This window comes from Achromobacter sp. EG18, from assembly GCF_059759395.1.
On record NZ_CM186213.1, the window covers coordinates 6,243,416 to 6,263,627 of the forward strand.

The following is a 20,212-nucleotide window of genomic DNA, read 5'->3' on the forward strand; positions in this document are numbered from 1 at the left end:
GCACCTGACGGGTGTTCCTGTGCACGGCTAACCGATGCTCTTGGCGGCCTGCAGGACTTCCTTGGCGTGGCCCGGGACCTTCACCCCGCGCCACTCCTGCACCAGCACGCCATAAGCGTCGATCAGAAAGGTGCTGCGCTCGATGCCGCGCACCTGCTTGCCGTACATGTTCTTCTGCTTGATGACGCCGTACAGGTTGCACACGGTTTCGTCGGCGTCGGAGATGAGAGGGAAAGGAAGCTCGTACTTGGCCTTGAAGTTCTCGTGCGACTTCAGCGAATCGCGCGAAATTCCGACCACCACGGCGCTGGCCGACAGGAAGTCGGCGTGCAGGTCGCGGAAATCCTGGCTCTCGGTGGTGCAGCCAGGGGTGTTGTCCTTGGGGTAGAAATACAGGATCACGGCGCGACCCTGGCACTGCTCCAGGCTGATCGGCCCGATGGTGCTTTCAGCGGTGAACAGCGGGGCGGGCTTGCCGATGATGGGCATCATCATGTCTGGGGGTCTCCGTTGGGGGGGATGAGGGCGACGACCACGCGCCGGCCCTCCGCCATCAGGATGTTGTACGTGCGCGAGGCGGCGTGGGTGTCCATGATTTCGACGCCGATGCCGGCCGCCAACAGGGGACGCAGCACCTCGGGGCGCAGGAACTGTTGCCGGCCGCCCGTGCCGACCAGCAGCACTTCCGGCGCATTGGCCGGGCGGCTGGGGGTGGCTTCGGGTTCGTCCAGGAACGCCAACGGGTCGCGGACGGGTTCGGACAATCCGGCCGCCTGGCGCAAGAGGGTGGGGGTGATGTCGGCCGGCGACTGAACGGGCCAAGGGGTAACTTCGCCTTCGGGGCCAAAAGCGACCGAGGAGGAAAAACGTACCTGGTTGACCTCGATATAGCCATCACCATAAGCGGTGACGGTGTTCAGGGCGGCCGTCGCAGGATCGGTATGCAGCTTCAATAAATACTCCGGCTTTATGGTTCCGATAATAGCGCATCAGGATGGCCGTATGTTGCAAAGGGAATACCCCCACGCTTGACTCGTTGCGCTCGCGCTCCGCCCCCCGTGGGGGCTGCCCGCCCTTGGGGCGGCCCGGCGGGCGGGCGGGCATTTTCGCCACCAAATTCGCCATCAAGCAGGCCCTATTTTTGTTCCATTTGCCGCCCGGGCGTCCTTGCGCTAGATTACAGGGTTTTGCTGCGCCGCAAACCTGCGCTGGCGCGGCTTTTGAGCCCGTTTCCCCTTCGCGCGCCCGCGCCCTGGATTTTTGCCCCTTCGCCCCTAAGGATTCCCATCATGAGGAAGTTCTCTCGCATTGAGCGTTTGCCCCCGTACGTTTTCAACATTACCGGCGAGCTCAAGATGGCAGCCCGTCGGCGCGGCGAGGACATCATCGACATGTCGATGGGCAATCCGGACGGCGCCACTCCCAAGCACATCGTCGACAAGATGGTCGAGGCCACCACCCGCCCGACCACCCACGGCTACTCGGTATCCAAGGGCATCCCGCGCCTGCGCAAGGCCATCTGCGACTGGTACCAGCGCCGCTATGCGGTCGAGTTCGACCCCGATTCCGAAGCCATCGTCACCATCGGCTCCAAGGAAGGCCTGGCGCACCTGATGCTGGCCACCCTGGACCGCGGCGACACGGTGCTGGTGCCCAACCCCAGCTACCCGATCCACATCTACGGCGCGGTCATCGCCGGCGCCAACATCCGCTCCGTGCGCATGACGCCGGGCGTGGACTTCTTCGAGGAACTCGAGCGCGCCGTGCGCGAATCGATTCCCAAGCCCAAGATGATGGTGCTGGGCTTCCCCAGCAACCCGACCGCCCAGTGCGTCGACCTGTCGTTCTTCGAGCGCGTGGTGGCCCTGGCCAAGGAACACGACATCCTGGTGGTGCACGACCTGGCCTACGCCGACATCACCTTCGACGGCTACGTCGCCCCCTCGATCATGCAGGTGCCCGGCGCGCGCGATGTCGCGGTCGAGTTCTTCACCATGAGCAAGAGCTACAACATGGCGGGCTGGCGCATCGGCTACATGGTCGGCAACCGCGAGCTGGTGGGCGCGTTGGCGCGCATCAAGAGCTATCACGACTACGGCACGTTCACGCCGATCCAGGTGGCTTCGATCGCAGCCCTGGACGGCCCGCAGGACTGCGTGAACGAGATCGTGGCGCAGTACCAAAGCCGCCGCGACGTGCTCGCGCGCGGTCTGCACGAAGCAGGTTGGAATGTGGAAATTCCCAAGGCGTCCATGTACATCTGGGCGCAGATCCCCGAACCCTACCGGGCGATGGGCTCTTTGGAGTTTGCCAAGCGTGTCCTGTCGGATGCGAAAGTGGCCGTGTCCCCCGGGATCGGCTTCGGCGAGTATGGCGACGAATACGTGCGCTTCGCTCTTATCGAAAACGAGCAGCGCACCCGCCAGGCGGTGCGCGGCATCAAGGACATGTTCCGCAAGGACGGCTATAGGTAAGGTCCCCCCCGAAGGTAGGCCCACCCCCGAAGCGCCTGCGGCGCTTCCCCCTCGAGGGGGCATGCCTGCGGACCGGCGGAGCCGGATCCGCGGCATCCCGATACGGGGGCAGCCGTTTTTTGCGTGGCTTGCGTGGCGTAGCGCCCGCATTATGGAGAAATGAAATGAATTCGCCTCAACGCCCGCCCGCGGAGGGCGCCGCGATGAATCCCATGAAAGTGGGCCTGCTCGGCCTGGGCGTGGTCGGCGGCGGCACCTGGACGGTGCTGTCGCGCAATGCGGAAGAGATCGCGCGCCGCGCCGGTCGCCGCATTGAAGTGACCCGCGCCGCCGTGCGCGACGTGCCCAAGGCGCGCGCCCGCGTCGGCGACACGCTGCCCGTGGACACCGACGTGCACGCGCTGGTGCGCGATCCCGAGATCGACATCGTGGTCGAGCTGATCGGCGGCGATACCCTGGCGCGCGAGCTGGTGCTGGAAGCCATCGCCAACGGCAAGCACGTGGTCACCGCCAACAAGGCGCTGCTGGCCAAGCACGGCAACGAGATCTTCGCCGCGGCTTCCGAGCGCGGCGTGATGGTGGCGTTCGAAGCCGCCGTCGCCGGCGGCATCCCCATCATCAAGGCGATCCGCGAAGGCCTGACCGCCAACCGCATCCAGTGGGTCGCCGGCATCATCAACGGCACCACCAATTTCATCCTGTCGGAAATGCGCTCGCGCGGCCTGCCGTTCGCCGACGTGCTGGCCGAGGCCCAGCGCCTGGGCTACGCCGAAGCCGATCCCACGTTCGACGTGGAAGGCGTCGATGCCGCGCACAAGCTGACGCTGCTGGCCTCGCTGGCCTTCGGCGTGCCGGTGCAGTTCGACCGCGCCTACATCGAAGGCATCTCGCAACTGGCCGCCGAGGACATCGAGCACGCCGAGCGCCTGGGCTACCGCATCAAGCTGCTGGGCATCACCAAGCGCCGCGCCGACGGCATCGAGCTGCGCGTGCATCCGGCGCTGGTGCCGGCCGAGCGCCTGCTGGCCAACGTCGAAGGCGCGATGAACGCGGTGCTGGTCAAGGGCGACGCCGTCGGCCCGACGCTGTACTACGGCCAGGGCGCCGGCGAAGAGCCGACCGCCTCGGCGGTGGTAGCCGACCTGGTCGACGTGACCCGCCTGCACACCGCCGATCCGGGCAACCGCGTGCCGCATCTGGCGTTCCAGCCGGACGCCATGGCCGACACGCCGATCCTGCCGATCGAACAGGTCAGCACGTCGTACTACCTGCGCCTGCGCGTGGACGACCAGCCGGGCGTGCTGGCCGACATCGCGCGCCTCCTGGCCGACCGCTCGATCTCGATCGGCTCGATGATCCAGCAGCCTTCGCACATCGGCGGCGCGGACATCATCTTCCTGACGCATGAAGCGGTGGAAGGCAACGTCAACCAGGCCATCGAGCGCATCGAGGCCTTGCCGTTCGTACGTTCCAAGGTCACGCGCCTGCGCGTGGAGCATTTGGTATGAGGTCCCACCCCCGAAGCGCCGGCGGCGCTTCCCCCTCAAGGGGGCGCCGGCGGCGGCCCGGCGGAGCCGGCTCCGCGCGGCCTGGCTCGGCGGGATGCCGTGCATTGTGGAGTTTCTGATATGAAATACATCTCAACCCGTGGGGGCATGGCGCCCCAGCCGTTCTCCGACATCCTGCTCGAAGGGCTGGCGCCGGACGGCGGCCTGGCCGTGCCGGAACAGTTGCCGCAGATTTCGGCCGAGACGCTGGAATCGTGGCGCGGCCTGTCGTACGCCGACCTGGCGTTCGAAGTGCTGTCGCGCTTTGCCACCGACATCCCGGCCGAGGACCTGCGCCGCCTGACCCGCGCCGCCTACACCCCGCAGATCTTCAACAGCGAAGACATCGTCCCGCTGCGTCCGCTGAACGACGGCCTGTCGCTGCTGGGGCTGTCCGAAGGCCCGACGCTGGCCTTCAAGGACATGGCCATGCAGTTCCTCGGCCAGGTGTTCGAGTACGTGCTGACCCAACGCGGCACCACGCTCAACATCGTCGGCGCCACCTCCGGCGACACCGGTTCGGCGGCCGAATACGCGCTGCGCGGCAAACGCGGCGTGGCCGTGTTCATGCTGTCGCCGCACGGCCGCATGAGCGCGTTCCAGCGCGCCCAGATGTACTCGCTGCAGGACGAGAACATCCACAACATCGCCGTGCGCGGCGTGTTCGACGAAGCCCAGGACATCGTCAAGGCGCTGGCCGGCGACCTGGCTTTCAAGGCCAAGTACCGCCTGGGCGCGGTCAACTCGATCAACTGGGCGCGCATCGCCGCCCAGGTGGTGTACTACTTCCACGGCTGGCTGCGCGCCACCGACAAGCCGGGCCAGCAGGTCTCGTTCACGGTGCCCTCGGGCAACTTCGGCAACATCCTGTCGGGCCACATCGCCCGCGGCATGGGCCTGCCGGTACGCCGCCTGGTGCTGGCCACCAACGAGAACAACGTGCTGGAAGAATTCTTCCGCACCGGCATCTATCGTCCGCGTCCGGCCGAGCAGACCTACGCCACCTCCAGCCCGTCGATGGACATTTCGCGCGCCTCGAACTTCGAGCGCTTCGTGTTCGACCTGGTGGGCCGCGACGCCGGCCGCGTCAAGGCGCTGTGGGCCGACATGGCGCGCGATGGTTTCTTCGACCTGTCAGCGCTCAAGCCGCAATTCGAGGCGCAGTACGGCTTCGTCTCGGGCGCCAGCACGCACGATGACCGTCTGGCCACCATCCGTTCGCTCTACGACCAGACCGGCGTGCTGGTCGATCCGCACACCGCCGACGGCGTCAAGGTCGCGCGCGAGCACGTCGAACCCGGCGTGCCGATGCTGGTTCTGGAAACCGCCTTGCCGGCCAAGTTCTCGGAAACCATCGAGGCCGCGCTGGGCCGTCCGGCCACGCCGCCGGGCAACCTGGCCAACCTGGAATCGTTGCCGCAGCGCGTTGAAGTCATGGACTGCGATGTCGCCGCCGTGCGCCGCTACATCGAGGCGCACGCCAAGGTGTAAAGGCAGCTTGCGGTTGTATGGGGTTGCAACCCCTCGCCGGTGTGAACCGCGAGGGGTTTTTTACGTTCATACGCATTTTGGCCACATGCCGTCACTTTTTCCGGGCGGTCATCCGATACAGTGAATCCACCATTCACAATCGGAGAACACGCCCATGAATCTGAAGACCATGACGTTGGCCCTGGTGGTGACCGGAGTAGGGGTGCTGGCCGGATGCTCGTCGCCCTCGGTTATTCAGCAACGGGACGGGACCTCGACCGTGACCCCCGACACGCCGACCTACGACAAGAAGTCCGGCATGTACGAGTACGACAAGGACGGCAAGAAGGTCCAGATCAACAAGGACGACGTGAAGTCCATCGAAGAGGTCAAGTAACCCCTTCGCGGGATCTGGATGAAAAAAGCCCCGGCTCAAGGCCGGGGCTTTTCGTTTGGCCGCGTGCGTGGCTTACTTGCCCGCGTCCTCGGCGTGGTAGCGGCCCACGCGCTCGACTTCGTTCTTCGAGCCCAGGATCACGCTGACGCGCTGGTGCAGCTTTTCCGGCTGGATGTCCATGATGCGCTGGGTGCCGTTGATGGAGGCGCCGCCGGCCTGTTCGATGAGGAAGCTCATGGGGTTGGCTTCGTACATCAGGCGCAGCTTGCCGGCCTTGCCCGGCTCGCGCGCGTCCCAGGGGTACATGAAGATGCCGCCGCGGGTCAGGATGCGATGCACGTCGGCCACCATCGAGGCGATCCAGCGCATGTTGTAGTCCTTGCCCAGGGGGCCGGTGGAGCCGGCCAGGCAGTCGTCGATGTAGCGCTTGACCGGGGCGGCCCAGTGGCGCATGTTCGACATGTTGATGGCGAATTCCTTGGTGTCCTCCGGCACGCGGATGTTCTCGTGGGTCAGCACCCACGAGCCCATTTCGCGGTCCAGCGTGAAGCCGACCACGCCGTTGCCGATGGTCAGCACCAACATGGTCTGCGGGCCGTAGACGGCATAGCCGGCCACCACCTGCTTGTTGCCCGGCTGCAGGAAGTCGGCCTCACAGACCGGCGCGCCCGACACGTTGTGAGGAGCGTGCAGCACCGAGAAGATGGTGCCGATCGACACGTTCACGTCGATGTTCGACGAGCCGTCCAGCGGATCGAACAGCAGCAGGTATTCGCCCTTGGGGTAGCGGTTCGGAATCAGGTGGATGGTCTCCATCTCTTCCGAGGCCATGGCCGCAAGATGGCCGCCCCATTCGTTGGCTTCGAGCAGGATCTCGTTGGACAGCACGTCCAGCTTCTTCTGCACTTCGCCCTGCACGTTCTCGCTTTCGAGGCTGCCCAGGACGCCGCCGAGCGCGCCCTTGCTGACCGCGTGGCTGATCGCCTTGCAGGCGCGCGCCACGACTTCGATGAGCAGCCGCACTTCGGGGGCCAGGGCCTGCGCGGAGCGTTGCTGCTCCACCAGGTATTGGGTAAGTGTTTTACGTTTCAAGAGGTTCTCCCTATGCTGCGAATTCTAAAGCCTTGGATACGATTTCCTGCACGTTGCGCGACAGCCCCTCGTGGCCGCGCACCCGCTGCAGGGCTTCCTGCATGGGGCCGCGCAGGGCGGGCACGTAGCGCGACCAGTTGTCCAGGGCGCGCGCCAGGCGCGCCGCGATTTCGGGATTGAGCGCATCCAGCGCCAGCACCTGCTCGGCCCAGAAGGCGTAGCCCGATCCATCCGGATGGTGCATGCCGCGGGCGTTGTTCAGGCAGAACTGGAAAATCAGCGCGCGCGCCCGGTTGGGATTGCGCAGCGTGAAGGCCGGGTGCGTCATCAGCTCGCGCGCGGTTTGCACCGTGGTGTAGCGCGCCGCGGCCTGCAACGCGAACCACTTGTCCACCACCAGCGCGTTGTCGCGCCACCTGTCGTAGAACGCGGCCAGCGCCTGTTGCGGGAAATCGCCCTGGCCGTAGTTGATCAGGGCCGACAGCGCCGCCATGCTGTCGGTCATGTTGCCGGCGTGCTCGTATTGCTGCTCGGCCAGGCGCTGCGCCTCGTGCTCGCCGGCCGCCATCAGATGGCTGAGCGCCAGGTTCTTCATCGCGCGCTTGCCGGCCGGCACTGGCGCGGGGCTGTATGCGCCCGGCGTCTGGTTGTCATCGAAGGCCTGGCGGAATTCGGCCGCCAACTGCCGGCCCAGCTCGGCGCGTAGGAAGTCGCGCGCCACCGCCAGCGCCGGCGGATCAACGGCCTGCATGCGTTCGGCCAGCGTCTTTTCCGACGGCAGCGCCAGGGCGCGGGCGCGGTAGGCGGCATCCAGCGCCGGGTCGGTCAACAGCGCGCGCCAGGCGGCGATGAAGGCCGGGTCGGCGTGCAGCGTGCGGCCGGCCTGGCGCGCCTCGGCCAGCGCCAGGATCTGGCGGGTGGCCAGTTCCTGGCCGGCTTCCCAGCGCGCGAAGGGGTTGCCGTCGTGGGCCGACAGCAGCGCCAGTTCCTCGTCGCTCCAGTCGTACTCGACGATCACCGGCGCGGAAAAATCGCGCAGCAGCGAAGGCACTGGCATCTCGTCGATGCCGTCGAAATGCCATTGCTGGGTTTGCGTGGTCAGCTCCAGCAGCGCCGTGTCACGCTCCACGCCGTCGAGCCGCAGGGGCAGGGCGCGGCCATGGCGGTCCAGCAGGCCGATGGCGAACGGGATGTGGTACGGCGCCTTGACGAAGCCGGCGGGGGCCTTCTTCTCGACGCCGACCGGCTGGCATTCCTGCGACAGCGTCACGGTGCAGCGGCGCGCCGCGGCGTCGTGCGTCAGCTTGACCGTCACGCGCGGCGTGCCCGCCTGGCGGTACCAGTTGCGGAACACCGACAGATCACGGCCCGGGTGCTGGCGCGTGTAGACCGATTCCATGGCGGCGACGAAGTCGTCGCAGGTCACGGCCTGGCCGTCGTGGCGGCGGAAATACTCGTCCATGCCGGCGCGAAAGCCCGCCTCGCCCAGCAGCGTGTGCTGCATGCGGATGACTTCGGCGCCTTTCTCGTACACCGTGGCGGTATAGAAATTGCCGATTTCCTGGTAGCTGTCGGGGCGGATCGGGTGGGCCATCGGGCCCGCGTCCTCGGGGAACTGCGCCGCGCGCAGCGTCACCACGTCGTCGATGCGCTTGACCGCGCGGGCGCTGGCGGCAGCGGCCTCGTCCATGTCCTGCGCCATCATGTCGGCGCTGAATTCCTGGTCGCGGAAGACCGTCAGGCCTTCCTTCAGGCTCAACTGGAACCAGTCGCGGCAGGTGACGCGGTTGCCGGTCCAGTTGTGGAAGTACTCGTGGCCGATGACCGATTCGATGCCTTCGTAGTTGGCGTCCGTGGCGGTATCCGCGTCGGCCAGCACGTAGGCGGCATTGAAAATGTTCAGGCCCTTGTTCTCCATCGCGCCCATATTGAAATCATGGACGGCCACCACCATGAAGCGGTCCAGGTCGAGTTCCAGGCCGAAGCGGGTTTCGTCCCAGCGCAGCGCGCGCACCAGGGAATCCAGCGCCCATTCGGTCTTGGTCTCGGCGCCCGGGTCGCTGTAGACCTGCAACAACACGTCGCGGCCGCTGGCGGTCTTGACCGTGGTTTCGCGGTGGGTCAGGTTGCCGCCCACCAGGGCGAACAGGTAGCAGGGCTTGGGGAACGGATCTTCCCATTCAACCTCGTTGCGGCCGTCGGGCAGTTGGCGCGAGGCCACCAGGTTGCCGTTGGACAGCAGTACCGGGTAGGCCGGCGCGGCGCGCAAGGTCACGCGATAGCGCGACATGACGTCGGGACGGTCGGCGAACCAGGTGATGCGGCGAAAACCCTCGGCCTCGCATTGCGTGAAGAAATTGCCGCCCGAAACGTACAGGCCCATCAGCGTGGAGTTGGCCGAGGGTTTGCAGCGGCTGACGATCTCGACCTTGGCCTCGGCGGGCAGGCCGTACAGCGCCAGGCTGTGTTCGGACAGGTGGTAGCGGTCGGGGGGCAGCGCCTGGCCATCCACCGCTACCGAAACGAGTTCCAGCTCTTCGCCATCGAGCACCAGCGCGGCGTCGGCGCTGGCCTCGGCTTTGCGCCGGACCCGCATGACGCAGCGGACTTCGGTGCTGTCGGGCGCGAGATCGAAGGCGAGGGAAACCTGCGGGATGTCGTAGGGGTAGGGCTGGTAATCCTTGCGGTATACGGTAACGGGCGTGTCGGTGCGCATGGGATTGCAGTCCTGTATGAACGAGAGTCCTATTGTAGTGGCTGGGTCGCCGGGCGCAGGGCTGCAAGGCGTCGCAAGGCGTAAACTTTCCACGGGCCGCGCGGTCCAAGCTCAGTATGATGGGCGCCGTTGCGCGCGATGAGGAGTTGCAAATGTTCCGTTCTTTCCCGTTCAATACCGGCCGCTGGGCGGCCGTCCTGGCCGTATTCGGGGCACTGGTGCTGAGCGGATGCGCCACCCCCACCGTATCGGCGCGCGTCACCTCGTTCCAGCAATGGCCTGCCGGGGTCGAAGGCCAGACTTACCAATTCGTGCCGGCCGAGCCGTCGCAGGCCAATAACCTCGAATACCAGTCCTACCAGGACATGGTTCGCGCCGGTATCGGCGCCACCGGACTGGTGGAGGCCCAGGGCGGCGCCAAGGCCCGTTTCAATGTCTCGTTCCGTTATGGCACGACGCAGACGCAGGTCATGGTGCGGCGCCCGTACGATCCGTATTTCAATGGCGGTTACGGTTATGGCGGTTTCTACGGCCCGCGTCCCTGGGGTGGTTACTACGGCTACTGGGGCCCCGAATGGGTCGACGTGCCCGTGGTGGCCCAGCGCAATACGCTCACGCTGCAGATCCACGACAGCCAGCGGGGCGGGGCCGAAGTCTATCGGTCCAGCGCTTTCATACTCAGCGAGCAGGACAATTTCATGCGCATGATGCCCTATCTGGTTCGTGCAATATTTGACAACTTTCCAGGAAATAATGGCGCGGAGCGCGAAATCCAATTCCCGGTTCAGTAAATTTCAGCAGCCCGCAAGGATTGTTCGAAAATAAAAAAGGCGCACCATTTTGGTGCGCCTTTATTTTTCTTACTGAAAGATAGGTTTTATTCTTTGATAAGAAAGCTGTCGCGCGTGGCCCCCGCGGCTTCTTCCGCGGCGAGCCAGCGAGGCGCCTTGCCGCGGCCGCTCCAGGTCTCCCCGGTCTGGGGATGACGGTACTTGGGCGCAACGGCGCGTTTGGCGGCGTTGGCGGGGCGGGCGGCGGCGCCGGTCTTGCGGCGACCACCGCTGCTGGCGGTGCGAACGGATTTGCCAGCACCAAAGGCGGCGGCAATTTCTTCGGGCGTGATGTCGTACTCGCGCATCGAGGTGATGATCGAAGCGATCACCGGCTTGCGACGCTTGGTCTGGAGGACTTCAGCCTTCTTTTGGAGCTTGTTGATTTCCTTTTCGATCTTTGCTTGCAGAGCTGCGTAGGTTTCTCGGGCCATGGTTATTCCTGATTATGGAACTGCTTTAATCGCCGGCGGAGTTATGTTTATTTGTTGTGCCTCGCATAATACAGAAGTTACCGAGCCATTGCCGCAGTTTCGGACTAATTACTTTGTATCAAAACCGCCCGAGAGCGTTCAGGCTTGCGGCTTCCGGCCTGGAACAAGTATTGGGAATGATATTCCCAAATTTGGGACTAATTGAAACAAGATAGTCTTTGGTTCACGGGGCGGACGAATGCTGCCGGTCGGGCGCCGAATTGCACGGTTTTGTTTCACGAAGCGAGCGGATGAGAAGGGAATCGGTATTTTTCGCGGTAAGGGAACACGCCTGGCCAGGGTTTGGCAAATTCCGCGGATGAGGAATGCGCGCGGCAAATCAGTGGTAGGACGACATGGATACCGTGGCATATTCGCGGATTTGGCCAGGGTATGCGGATTTTCATTCCCATCCTGCGAGAATGGTATGCGTGCCCCCTTGCGCCGTGTTTTTTTTCGGGTGTTCATTTTGTCGTTGGGTTGTATGACAAGTTTTTGATCCAAGCACGGCAGGCCGATTGGGCGCGTCCGGACGGCGACGGAGCCGCTGGCGTCCGGGTCGTGCCGGGGGCTTTCTTATTTTGTGCCGCGAGCCCGCAACAGTTTGGGAACGGTCCCCAATTGGTTAACTTGATAGACAATATTCGCGGCCCGGGACGCCGGACCCGTGTCGGCGTTACGATAGAGGCTTGCGTGTCACGGCTGCCGCGTTTTCCGCGCCTGCGCCCCCAAACAGAGTCCTATGAAAATCATCGATCCCGCTATTGCATCCCTGGCCACCGCCAAATCGCTGTTGCTCGACCCCTGGGGGCTGACCGAGGCCGACATGGCGCGCGCGCTCGGCGAAATCTTCACCCACAAGGTCGACTATGCCGACCTGTACTTCCAATACACCCGCAGCGAAGGCTGGAGCCTGGAAGAGGGCATCGTCAAGACCGGCAGCTTCTCCATCAGCCAGGGGGTCGGCGTGCGCGCCGTGAGCGGCGAGAAAACCGCTTTCGCCTATTCCGATTCCCTGTCGCCCGAGGCGCTGCTGTCGTCGGCCCACGCGGTGCGCGGCATCGCCCGCCGCGGCGCCGGCAAGGTCAAGGTCGCGGCGCAGGTCGAAGCCGAGATGGGCCGCAGCCTGTATGCGGACATCGATCCGGTGGCCACACTGAGCGCCCCCGAGAAGGTCGCCTTGCTTGAACGCATCGAACGCATGGCGCGGGCCCGCGACCCGCATGTGATCCAGGTCATGGCCGGCCTGGGCGCCGAGTACGACGTGGTGCTGGTGGCCGGCAGCGATGGCCGCCTGGCCGCCGACGTGCGCCCGCTGGTGCGCCTGTCGCTGACCGTGATCGCCGAGCGCAATGGCCGGCGCGAAATGGGCCATGCGGGCGGCGGCGGCCGGCTGGGGCTGGCATATTTCACCGACGAAATGTTGCAGGGCTACGTCGAGCGCGCCGTGCACGAAGCCATGGTCAACCTCGAGGCCCGTCCCGCGCCCGCCGGCGAAATGACGGTGGTGCTGGGGTCGGGCTGGCCCGGCATCCTGCTGCACGAAGCGGTCGGCCATGGCCTGGAAGGCGACTTCAACCGCAAGGGCTCCAGCGTGTTCTCGGGCCGTATCGGTGAACGCGTCGCGTCCAAGGGCGTGACCGTGGTCGACGACGGCACCATCCCCGACCGCCGCGGTTCGCTCAACATCGACGACGAGGGCAACGCCACCCAGCGCAACGTCCTGATCGAAGACGGCATCCTGCGCGGCTACATGCAGGACACCCTGAATGCGCGACTCATGAAGACCGCGGCCACCGGCAACGGCCGCCGCGAATCGTTCGCGCACCTGCCGATGCCGCGCATGACCAACACCTACATGCTGGCCGGCGACAAGGCGCCAGAGGAAATCATCTCGTCCGTCAAGCGCGGCCTGTATGCGGTCAATTTCGGCGGCGGCCAGGTCGACATTACCAACGGCAAGTTCGTGTTCTCGGCCTCCGAGGCCTACATGATCGAGGACGGCAAGGTGACGTATCCGGTCAAGGGCGCCACGCTGATCGGCAACGGCCCCGACGCCATGACCCGCGTCACCATGATCGGCGACGACCTGAAACTGGATTCGGGCGTGGGCACCTGCGGCAAGGATGGCCAGAGCGTGCCGGTGGGCGTGGGCATGCCGACCGTCCGCATGGAAGGCCTGACGGTGGGCGGCACCGCGTGAAATGGGGCGCCGTCCGCCGCCGAAATCCGGCGTGACGGCTCCAAAATTTTGTGCTAGAGTCTTTTCCCATGAAATTCGCGTCCCCCGCCTTTTACTTTTACTTTTATGGTTTTCTGAAGCCGCTGGCGGAGGAAGGGACGCGCTCAATCTGAAGTTTGGAAAGAATCCCCCCAAAAAAGCCGCCAGCGAACTGGCGGCTTTTTTTGTGCCGTCAGCTTGAGGAACACCCCGGGACCGATCCCGGTGGCGGGAAACCCAGGAGCAGTACCGTGTCACACAATACCGACGACCTTCGCATCCGAGAAATCAAAGAGCTGAATCCGCCCGCGCACGTGATGCGCGAGTTCGCCTGCACCAAAGAGGCCTCCGATACCGTGTTCGCCGCCCGGCAGTCGATGCACCGCATCCTGCATGGCATGGACGACCGCATGATTGTCGTGATCGGCCCGTGTTCGATCCACGACACCCGTGCGGCGATCGAATACGCGAAACGGCTCAAGCCGGTGCGCGACCGTCTGAGCGCGGATCTGGAAATCGTCATGCGCGTGTATTTCGAGAAGCCGCGCACCACGGTCGGCTGGAAAGGCCTGATCAACGATCCGGACCTGGACGGCAGCTTCGACATCAACAAGGGCGTGCGCGTGGCGCGTGAACTGCTGCTGGACATCAACAGCCTGGGCCTGCCGGCGGGGTGCGAGTTCCTGGACATGATTACGCCGCAATACATTGCGGACCTGGTTTCCTGGGGGGCGATCGGGGCGCGCACGACGGAGAGCCAGGTGCATCGCGAACTGGCGTCCGGATTGTCGTGTCCGGTGGGTTTCAAGAATGGCACCGACGGCAATGTGAAGATCGCGGTCGATGCGATCAAGGCGGCGTCGCAGCCGCACCACTTCCTGTCGGTGACCAAGGGCGGGCATTCGGCCATCGTCTCGACGGCGGGCAACGAAGACTGTCACGTCATCCTGCGCGGCGGCAAGACGCCGAACTACGATGCCGCCAGCGTCGATGCGGCCTGCCAGGACATGTCCAAGGCCGGTCTGGCGCAACGCGTGATGGTCGATGCCAGCCACGCCAACAGCAGCAAGAAGCCCGAGAACCAGCCGCTGGTGATCGAGGACGTGGCGCGTCAGATGGAAGCCGGCGACGCGCGCCTGGTCGGCGTGATGGTCGAAAGCCACCTGCTGGGCGGCCGCCAGGACATGGTGCCGGGCACGCCGCTGGTCTACGGCCAGAGCATCACCGACGGCTGCATCGACTGGGATGCGTCGGTGGCCGTGCTCGAGCGTCTGGCCCATGCCGTGCGTGAACGCCGCCGCGTCGCGCTGACCTCCGGCAAGTAAGGCAGGATTGCCGCAAGCCGCCGCGGGCGGCGGTTTGCGGCGCAGCAAGGCGGGCGGCGTAGAATAGCCGCATTACCCAATCCGAGAATCCGCTGATCATGAATGCTCCCCTGCACGCTGAATCGTTGCGCCGCGCGGTGCCGGCCGCCTGTCTCGAGGCCCTGCGCGCCCGCTTTGGCGATCGTTTCTCCGAGTCTTCCGCGGTGCGCGAGCACCACGGCCGCGATGAATCGCCGTATCCGGCGATGCTGCCCGACGCCGTCGTCTTCGCCCAGAGCACCGAGGAAGTCGCCGAGGTCGCCAGGCTGTGCAACGAGCACCGCGTGCCGCTGATTCCCTATGGCGCGGGTTCGTCGCTGGAAGGCCACATCCTGGCGATCCAGGGCGGCATCAGCCTGGACCTGTCGCAGATGAACAAGGTGCTGGCCGTCAACGCCGAAGACCTGACCGCGACGGTGCAGGCGGGCGTGCTGCGCAAGCAGCTCAATGAAGAGATCCGCAGCACCGGCCTGTTCTTCCCGATCGATCCGGGCGCCGACGCCAGCCTGGGCGGCATGGCCGCCACGCGCGCCTCCGGCACCAACGCCGTGCGCTACGGCACCATGCGCGAGAACGTCATGTCGTTGACCGTGGTCACCGCCGACGGCCGCATCGTGCGCACTGCCGGCCGCGCCCGCAAGTCGTCGGCCGGCTACGACCTGACCCGCATCTTCGTCGGTAGCGAAGGCACGCTCGGCATCATCACCGAAGTGACAGTGCGCCTGTATCCGCAGCCCGAGGCCGTGTCGGCCGCGGTCTGCAACTTCCCCACGCTCGACGCCGCGGTGCAAAGCGTGATCGAGATCATCCAGATGGGCGTGCCGGTGGCGCGCGTCGAGTTCATGGACGCGGCCAGCGTGCGCGCCGTCAACCTGCACAGCAAGCTGACGTTGCGCGAGACGCCGCTGCTGGTGTTCGAATTCCACGGCAGTCCGGCGGGCGTGCAGGAGCAGGCCGAGACCGTGCAGGCCATCACCGCCGAGCATGGCGGCATGGACTTCGAATGGGCCGAGCGCCCCGAGGACCGCAGCCGCCTGTGGACCGCGCGCCACAATGCCTACTTCGCCGGCCTGCAATTGCGTCCGGGATGCCGCGCCAGCACCACCGACGTATGCGTGCCGATCTCGCGCCTGGCCGATTGCGTGCGTGACACGGTCGAGGAACTGGATCGGGCCAGCTTCCCATACACCATCGTCGGCCACGTCGGCGACGGCAATTTCCACGTGCTGATGTTGCTGGACGCCGACAGCGAGCGCGAATGGCAGGAGTCGGAAACCATCAACCACAACCTGGTGCGGCGCGCGATCGCCGCCGACGGCACCTGCACCGGCGAACACGGCGTCGGCCTGCACAAGATGCAATTCATGGCCGAAGAGCACGGTGACGACGCGCTGGACCTGATGCGCAGCCTCAAGCATGCGTTCGATCCGAACAACATCCTGAATCCGGGCAAGATCGTGTCCTGGTGAGTCGTCCCAAGGGGCGCAGATGAAGGCCGGCGGGGGCGACCCGCCGGTTTTTTTTCGTCCGGCGGAACGGGCGACGGGCATGGCCGAGAGGCATTCCCAATGGATGGGAATGAAGTGGGCGCCTGGGCCGGCAACGTCCATGTCCATTCGGCGCGCAGGGACTTTACGGCTGGTTACGTCTGTGCGCCCTTGTGGCCGGCGGATGTACGCAGGATGCGGGTAAATCCCGGCCTGCGTCCAATCTGCGGTCGCGCTATTGTTGCGCTCATGAATTCACTGGTCGAAACCGGCCTGGCTCAAGCGCAGGCGCCTTATTCGTTGCAGCAACTCGTCGAGGCGTTGTCGGCCGCGCTGCCGTCGCATTGCGTGCTGTTTCGTGAAGAGGACACGCGTCCCTACGAATGCGACGGCCTGTCGCTGTACCGCGCGCTGCCGGCGGTAGTGGCCCTGCCCGAGAGCGAAGAGCAGGTGCAGGCCGTGATGCGCATCTGCAAGCGCCTGAATGCGCCGGTGGTCGCGCGCGGCGCCGGCACCGGCCTGTCGGGCGGCGCCATGCCGCACAGCCAGGGCGTGCTGCTGGGCCTGTCCAAATTCAATCGCATCAAGCATATCGACCTGGCCAGCGCGACCGCGGTGGTCGAGCCCGGTGTGCGCAACCTGGCCATTTCGGAGGCCGCGGCGCCCTATGGGCTGTACTACGCGCCGGATCCTTCCAGCCAGATCGCCTGTTCGATCGGAGGCAACGTCGCCGAGAATTCGGGCGGCGTGCATTGCCTGAAGTACGGCCTGACCGTGCACAACGTGCTGCGGGTGCGCATGGTTACCATCGACGGCGACGTGGTGGAACTGGGTTCCGAGGCGCCGGACGCGCCGGGACTGGATCTGCTGTCGATATTCATCGGCTCGGAAGGCATGCTGGGGGTAGTGACCGAAGTGACGGTCAAGCTGATTCCCAAGCCGGCCTGCGCCCAGGTCGTGATGGCCAGTTTTTCCAGCGTCGAGGCCGCGGGCAACGCGGTGACGCAGGTGATCGCCGACGGCATCATTCCCGCCGGGCTCGAGATGATGGACCGGCGCGCCACGCACATGGTCGAACCCTTCGTGCGCGCCGGCTACGACATGGACGCGCAGGCCATCCTGCTGTGCGAATCCGACGGCACGCCGGAGGAAGTGGCGCACGAGATCGCGCGCATGGAAGCCATCTTCCGCGCGGCCGGGTCCACCCGCTGCCAGGTGTCGGCCTCGGAGGCCGAGCGGCTCAAATTCTGGGCGGGGCGCAAGAACGCGTTTCCCGCCGCCGGGCGCGTGTCGCCCGATTACTACTGCATGGACGGCACGATTCCGCGCCGTCATCTCGCCCGGGTGCTGGGCGCCATCGAGCAAATGGAAGACGAGTTCGGCCTGCGTTGCGCCAACGTGTTCCATGCGGGCGATGGCAACCTGCATCCGTTGATCCTGTTCGATTCGAATAAACCGGACGAAGTGGAGCGCGCCGAGAAATTCGGCGCGGCCATACTCGAACTGTGCGTGCAGGTTGGAGGAACCGTGACTGGAGAGCACGGTGTGGGAATGGAGAAAATAAATCAAATGTGCGTGCAATTCTCTCGCGAAGAACTCGACGCGTTCCTGGCGGTCAAGCGGGCATTCGATCCGCCGTGCCTGCTCAATCCCGAAAAGGTCATACCTACGCTGGCCCGCTGCGCTGAATACGGCAAGATGCACGTACACGCGGGCGAGCTGCGCTTCCCGGATCTCGCACGCTTCTAGGACGTCTCCCTTATGGACTTCGTCCTGTCGGAATTGTGCGACCAGGTCATGACGGCTCGCGCCGGTCACAAGCCGCTGTTCGTCATGGGCGGCGGCAGCAAGGCGTTCTACGGCAACTACCGGCCGGTGACGCCGCAGGATGGCCATTGCCTGCTGGACATGACCCCGTATCGCGGCATCGTCAGCTATCACCCGTCGGAACTGGTGGTGACGGTCAGGGCCGGCACGCCGCTGGCGGAGCTGGAGGCGGCGCTGGCCGAGCACGGCCAGATGCTGGCCTTTGAACCCCCGCATTTCTCGCCCGCCGCCACCATCGGCGGCTGCGTGGCCGCGGGACTGTCGGGGCCGCGCCGCATGAGCGCCGGCGCCTTGCGCGACTTCGTGCTGGGCGCGCAGCTTCTGGATTCCGACGGCCGGGTGCTGTCGTTCGGCGGCGAGGTCATGAAAAACGTGGCCGGCTACGATGTGTCGCGGTTGCTGGCCGGTTCGCATGGCATCTTCGGCGCGATCCTCGAAGTGTCGCTCAAGGTTGTGCCTCGGCCGATGGAGGAGCTGACGCTGGCGTTGCCGGCGACGCAGGCCCAGGCCCTGGCCAGCTTCGCGCTGTGGCGCGGCAAGCCCTTGCCGATTTCGGCGACCAGCTGGGTGGGCGGTGCCGACGAGGAAGGCCAGATGCATGTGCGCCTGTCGGGCGCGCCGCCGGCCATCGCCGGCGCGCGGCAGGTGATCGGCGGGGATCCGCTGGCGCCGGAGGCGGCGCAAGACTGGTGGACCGGCTTGCGTGAACAGACCCATGCCTTCTTCGCGCCCGGCCAGCCGCTCTGGCGGCTGGCCTTGCCGCCCACAGCGGCCGCGGTGGGCAGCGGACAGGCCCTGGTGGAGTGGGGCGGCGGCCAGCGCTGGCTGTCGGGCGCGCAGGATGCCGCCGAGCTGCGCGAACTGGCGCAACGGTTGGGCGGCCATGCGACGCTGTTCCGTACGGCAGGCACGCGGCCGCCGACCGACGGCGTGTTCCATCCGCTGTCGCCGGGCGTGGCGCTGATCACGCGCCGCCTCAAGCAAGAACTCGATCCGGCGGGACTGTTCAATCCCGGCCGGCTGGTCCTGGAGCTATAGGCATCATGCAAACCAATCTGGCAGCCTGGGCTCGTGACACCGACCTGGGCAAAGAGGCCGACGCGATCCTGCGGCGCTGCGTGCATTGCGGTTTCTGCACCGCCACCTGTCCCACTTACCAGGTGCTGGGCGACGAACTGGACAGCCCGCGCGGCCGCATCTACCTGATCAAGCAGGTGCTGGAAGGCGCCGAACCGACGCAATCGACCCAGCAGCATCTGGATCGCTGCCTGACCTGCCGCAATTGCGAAACCACTTGCCCGTCGGGCGTGGAATATGGGCATCTGGTGGACATCGGCCGCCAGATCGTCGAGGAGCGGGTGCCGCGGCCGTGGGCCGAGAAGGCCAAGCGCAAGATGCTGCGCCGGGCCATGCTGTCGCCGCTGTTCGGGCCCGCCATGCGGGCGGGCCAGGCCGTGCGCGGGCTGTTGCCCGAGGCGCTCAAGCGCAAGGTGCCGGAACGGCGTCCCGCCGGCGCGCTCCCGCAAGTGGCCGGGCATGGCCGCCAGGTGCTGATGCTCGCCGGCTGCGTGCAGCCGTCGATGATGCCGACGATCGACGCCGCCACCATCCGCGTGCTGGATGCCATCGGCATCGGCGCGCGCATTGCCCCGGGCGCCGGCTGCTGCGGCGCCGCCAGCTTTCACCTGGACGCGCAGGCGGTCGCGCTCGACCAGATGCGCGCCAACATCGACGCGTGGTGGCCGCTAGTGAAGGATGGCGGGATCGAAGCCATCGTCATGAATGCGTCGGGTTGCGGCGCCATGGTCAAGGAGTATGCGCATCACCTGCGCCATGATCCTGCCTACGCCCAGCGGGCGGCGGACATCGTGGCGCTGGTCAAGGACGTGGCGGAAATCGTGGCACCGCACGCGGCGCAACTGCGCCGGCGGTTGGCGGGCAAGGGCGCGCGGGCATCGTTCCACCCGCCATGCACCCTGCAGCACTGGCAGGGACTGCGGCCGTTGTCGGAACGATTGCTGGTCGAGTTGGGGTTCGAGTTGCAGCCGTTTGCGGAGCAGCACCTGTGCTGCGGCTCGGCGGGCGCGTATTCAGTGCTGAATCCCGAAATCGCGTTGGCGCTGCGCGACCGCAAGCTGGCCGCGATCGCGCCGGCCGCGCCGGACGTGATCCTGTCTGCCAATATCGGCTGCATCGGGCACTTGCAGAGCGGCACCAGCACGCCGGTGCGGCACTGGATCGAAGTGGTGGACGAGCAACTGGCGCCGGCCTGATCGCGCGGACGTTGCCGCGGACATTGGGCGCGCGGCCGCAG

General features: G+C 65.8%; 16 protein-coding genes. 11 read left to right on the top strand and 5 right to left on the bottom strand.

Annotated elements, in window-relative coordinates; all coding sequences use genetic code 11:
• Positions 1 to 27 precede the first annotated feature (27 nt).
• Both AC6CR5_RS28740 and AC6CR5_RS28745 read right to left on the bottom strand, forming a co-directional pair.
• Positions 28 to 492 (bottom strand): peroxiredoxin, encoded by a 465-nt coding sequence (locus tag AC6CR5_RS28740; RefSeq protein WP_006388430.1) that lies wholly within the window; start codon positions 490 to 492, stop codon positions 28 to 30.
• On the bottom strand, positions 492 to 953 hold the full coding sequence (locus AC6CR5_RS28745) for an Mth938-like domain-containing protein (RefSeq protein WP_006388431.1): 462 nt from the start codon (positions 951 to 953) through the stop codon (positions 492 to 494). Before AC6CR5_RS28745 ends, AC6CR5_RS28740 begins: the two co-directional genes overlap by 1 nt.
• A gap of 336 nt (positions 954 to 1,289) precedes the next feature.
• On the opposite strand from AC6CR5_RS28745, the gene alaC reads away from it, so the two are divergent.
• The 4 genes from alaC (at position 1,290) to AC6CR5_RS28765 (ending at position 5,888) form a co-directional block, all read left to right on the top strand.
• The gene (gene alaC / locus AC6CR5_RS28750; protein WP_006388432.1) at positions 1,290 to 2,474 is read left to right on the top strand and encodes an alanine transaminase; all 1,185 of its coding nucleotides are present in this window, start codon (positions 1,290 to 1,292) and stop codon (positions 2,472 to 2,474) included.
• A 203-nt stretch (positions 2,475 to 2,677) separates the two neighbouring features.
• On the top strand, positions 2,678 to 3,982 hold the full coding sequence (locus tag AC6CR5_RS28755) for a homoserine dehydrogenase (RefSeq protein WP_020924485.1): 1,305 nt from the start codon (positions 2,678 to 2,680) through the stop codon (positions 3,980 to 3,982).
• 120 nt (positions 3,983 to 4,102) lie between these two features.
• Positions 4,103 to 5,512 (top strand): threonine synthase, encoded by a 1,410-nt coding sequence (gene thrC, locus AC6CR5_RS28760; RefSeq protein ID WP_448684760.1) that lies wholly within the window; start codon positions 4,103 to 4,105, stop codon positions 5,510 to 5,512.
• Between the two features lie 154 nt (positions 5,513 to 5,666).
• Positions 5,667 to 5,888, top strand: coding sequence for a YgdI/YgdR family lipoprotein (locus AC6CR5_RS28765; RefSeq protein ID WP_006393778.1), 222 nt, complete (start codon positions 5,667 to 5,669; stop codon positions 5,886 to 5,888).
• Positions 5,889 to 5,960: 72 nt separating this feature from the next.
• On the opposite strand, the gene AC6CR5_RS28770 is transcribed toward AC6CR5_RS28765, so the two are convergent.
• Both AC6CR5_RS28770 and pepN read right to left on the bottom strand, forming a co-directional pair.
• On the bottom strand, positions 5,961 to 6,980 hold the full coding sequence (locus tag AC6CR5_RS28770) for a class 1 fructose-bisphosphatase (RefSeq protein WP_006388436.1): 1,020 nt from the start codon (positions 6,978 to 6,980) through the stop codon (positions 5,961 to 5,963).
• Positions 6,981 to 6,990: 10 nt separating this feature from the next.
• Positions 6,991 to 9,696 carry an aminopeptidase N gene (pepN, locus tag AC6CR5_RS28775; RefSeq protein ID WP_251200408.1) on the bottom strand — a complete coding sequence of 902 codons (2,706 nt, stop codon included), beginning with the start codon at positions 9,694 to 9,696 and terminating at the stop codon, positions 6,991 to 6,993.
• Positions 9,697 to 9,848: 152 nt separating this feature from the next.
• Between pepN and AC6CR5_RS28780 the strand changes: the two genes are divergently transcribed.
• The gene (locus AC6CR5_RS28780; protein ID WP_006388438.1) at positions 9,849 to 10,487 is read left to right on the top strand and encodes a DUF4136 domain-containing protein; all 639 of its coding nucleotides are present in this window, start codon (positions 9,849 to 9,851) and stop codon (positions 10,485 to 10,487) included.
• 86 nt (positions 10,488 to 10,573) lie between these two features.
• On the opposite strand, the gene AC6CR5_RS28785 is transcribed toward AC6CR5_RS28780, so the two are convergent.
• Positions 10,574 to 10,960: an H-NS histone family protein gene (locus AC6CR5_RS28785; protein ID WP_006388439.1), complete on the bottom strand. Its 387-nt coding sequence runs from the start codon at positions 10,958 to 10,960 to the stop codon at positions 10,574 to 10,576.
• Positions 10,961 to 11,741: 781 nt separating this feature from the next.
• Here AC6CR5_RS28785 and tldD point away from each other — a divergent pair.
• The 6 genes from tldD to glcF all read left to right on the top strand — a co-directional run bounded on the left by tldD (position 11,742) and on the right by glcF (position 20,171).
• The gene (gene tldD / locus AC6CR5_RS28790; protein WP_020924482.1) at positions 11,742 to 13,202 is read left to right on the top strand and encodes a metalloprotease TldD; all 1,461 of its coding nucleotides are present in this window, start codon (positions 11,742 to 11,744) and stop codon (positions 13,200 to 13,202) included.
• Positions 13,203 to 13,471: 269 nt separating this feature from the next.
• Positions 13,472 to 14,545: a 3-deoxy-7-phosphoheptulonate synthase AroG gene (gene aroG, locus AC6CR5_RS28795; RefSeq protein WP_006388441.1), complete on the top strand. Its 1,074-nt coding sequence runs from the start codon at positions 13,472 to 13,474 to the stop codon at positions 14,543 to 14,545.
• A 98-nt stretch (positions 14,546 to 14,643) separates the two neighbouring features.
• A complete protein-coding gene (locus AC6CR5_RS28800) occupies positions 14,644 to 16,053 on the top strand; it encodes an FAD-binding oxidoreductase (protein WP_024068245.1) in 1,410 nt (469 codons plus the stop codon).
• A gap of 267 nt (positions 16,054 to 16,320) precedes the next feature.
• On the top strand, positions 16,321 to 17,820 hold the full coding sequence (locus AC6CR5_RS28805) for an FAD-linked oxidase C-terminal domain-containing protein (protein ID WP_020924479.1): 1,500 nt from the start codon (positions 16,321 to 16,323) through the stop codon (positions 17,818 to 17,820).
• 12 nt (positions 17,821 to 17,832) lie between these two features.
• Positions 17,833 to 18,936: a glycolate oxidase subunit GlcE gene (gene glcE, locus AC6CR5_RS28810; protein WP_498085121.1), complete on the top strand. Its 1,104-nt coding sequence runs from the start codon at positions 17,833 to 17,835 to the stop codon at positions 18,934 to 18,936.
• Positions 18,937 to 18,941: 5 nt separating this feature from the next.
• Positions 18,942 to 20,171 carry a glycolate oxidase subunit GlcF gene (gene glcF / locus AC6CR5_RS28815; protein WP_498085122.1) on the top strand — a complete coding sequence of 410 codons (1,230 nt, stop codon included), beginning with the start codon at positions 18,942 to 18,944 and terminating at the stop codon, positions 20,169 to 20,171.
• The last annotated feature ends 41 nt before the right edge of the window (positions 20,172 to 20,212 follow it).

Bases quoted from the DNA above. Each gene is read 5' to 3' on its own strand.
- glcE (WP_498085121.1), top strand. From the start codon at position 17,833: ATGGACTTCGTCCTGTCGGAATTGTGCGACCAGGTCATGACGGCTCGC.
- AC6CR5_RS28755 (WP_020924485.1), top strand. From the start codon at position 2,678: ATGAATCCCATGAAAGTGGGCCTGCTCGGCCTGGGCGTGGTCGGCGGC.
- pepN (WP_251200408.1), bottom strand. From the start codon at position 9,696: ATGCGCACCGACACGCCCGTTACCGTATACCGCAAGGATTACCAGCCC.
- AC6CR5_RS28785 (WP_006388439.1), bottom strand. From the start codon at position 10,960: ATGGCCCGAGAAACCTACGCAGCTCTGCAAGCAAAGATCGAAAAGGAA.
- AC6CR5_RS28780 (WP_006388438.1), top strand. From the start codon at position 9,849: ATGTTCCGTTCTTTCCCGTTCAATACCGGCCGCTGGGCGGCCGTCCTG.
- AC6CR5_RS28800 (WP_024068245.1), top strand. From the start codon at position 14,644: ATGAATGCTCCCCTGCACGCTGAATCGTTGCGCCGCGCGGTGCCGGCC.
- AC6CR5_RS28805 (WP_020924479.1), top strand. From the start codon at position 16,321: ATGAATTCACTGGTCGAAACCGGCCTGGCTCAAGCGCAGGCGCCTTAT.
- AC6CR5_RS28765 (WP_006393778.1), top strand. From the start codon at position 5,667: ATGAATCTGAAGACCATGACGTTGGCCCTGGTGGTGACCGGAGTAGGG.
- tldD (WP_020924482.1), top strand. From the start codon at position 11,742: ATGAAAATCATCGATCCCGCTATTGCATCCCTGGCCACCGCCAAATCG.
- thrC (WP_448684760.1), top strand. From the start codon at position 4,103: ATGAAATACATCTCAACCCGTGGGGGCATGGCGCCCCAGCCGTTCTCC.
- AC6CR5_RS28740 (WP_006388430.1), bottom strand. From the start codon at position 492: ATGATGCCCATCATCGGCAAGCCCGCCCCGCTGTTCACCGCTGAAAGC.
- glcF (WP_498085122.1), top strand. From the start codon at position 18,942: ATGCAAACCAATCTGGCAGCCTGGGCTCGTGACACCGACCTGGGCAAA.
- alaC (WP_006388432.1), top strand. From the start codon at position 1,290: ATGAGGAAGTTCTCTCGCATTGAGCGTTTGCCCCCGTACGTTTTCAAC.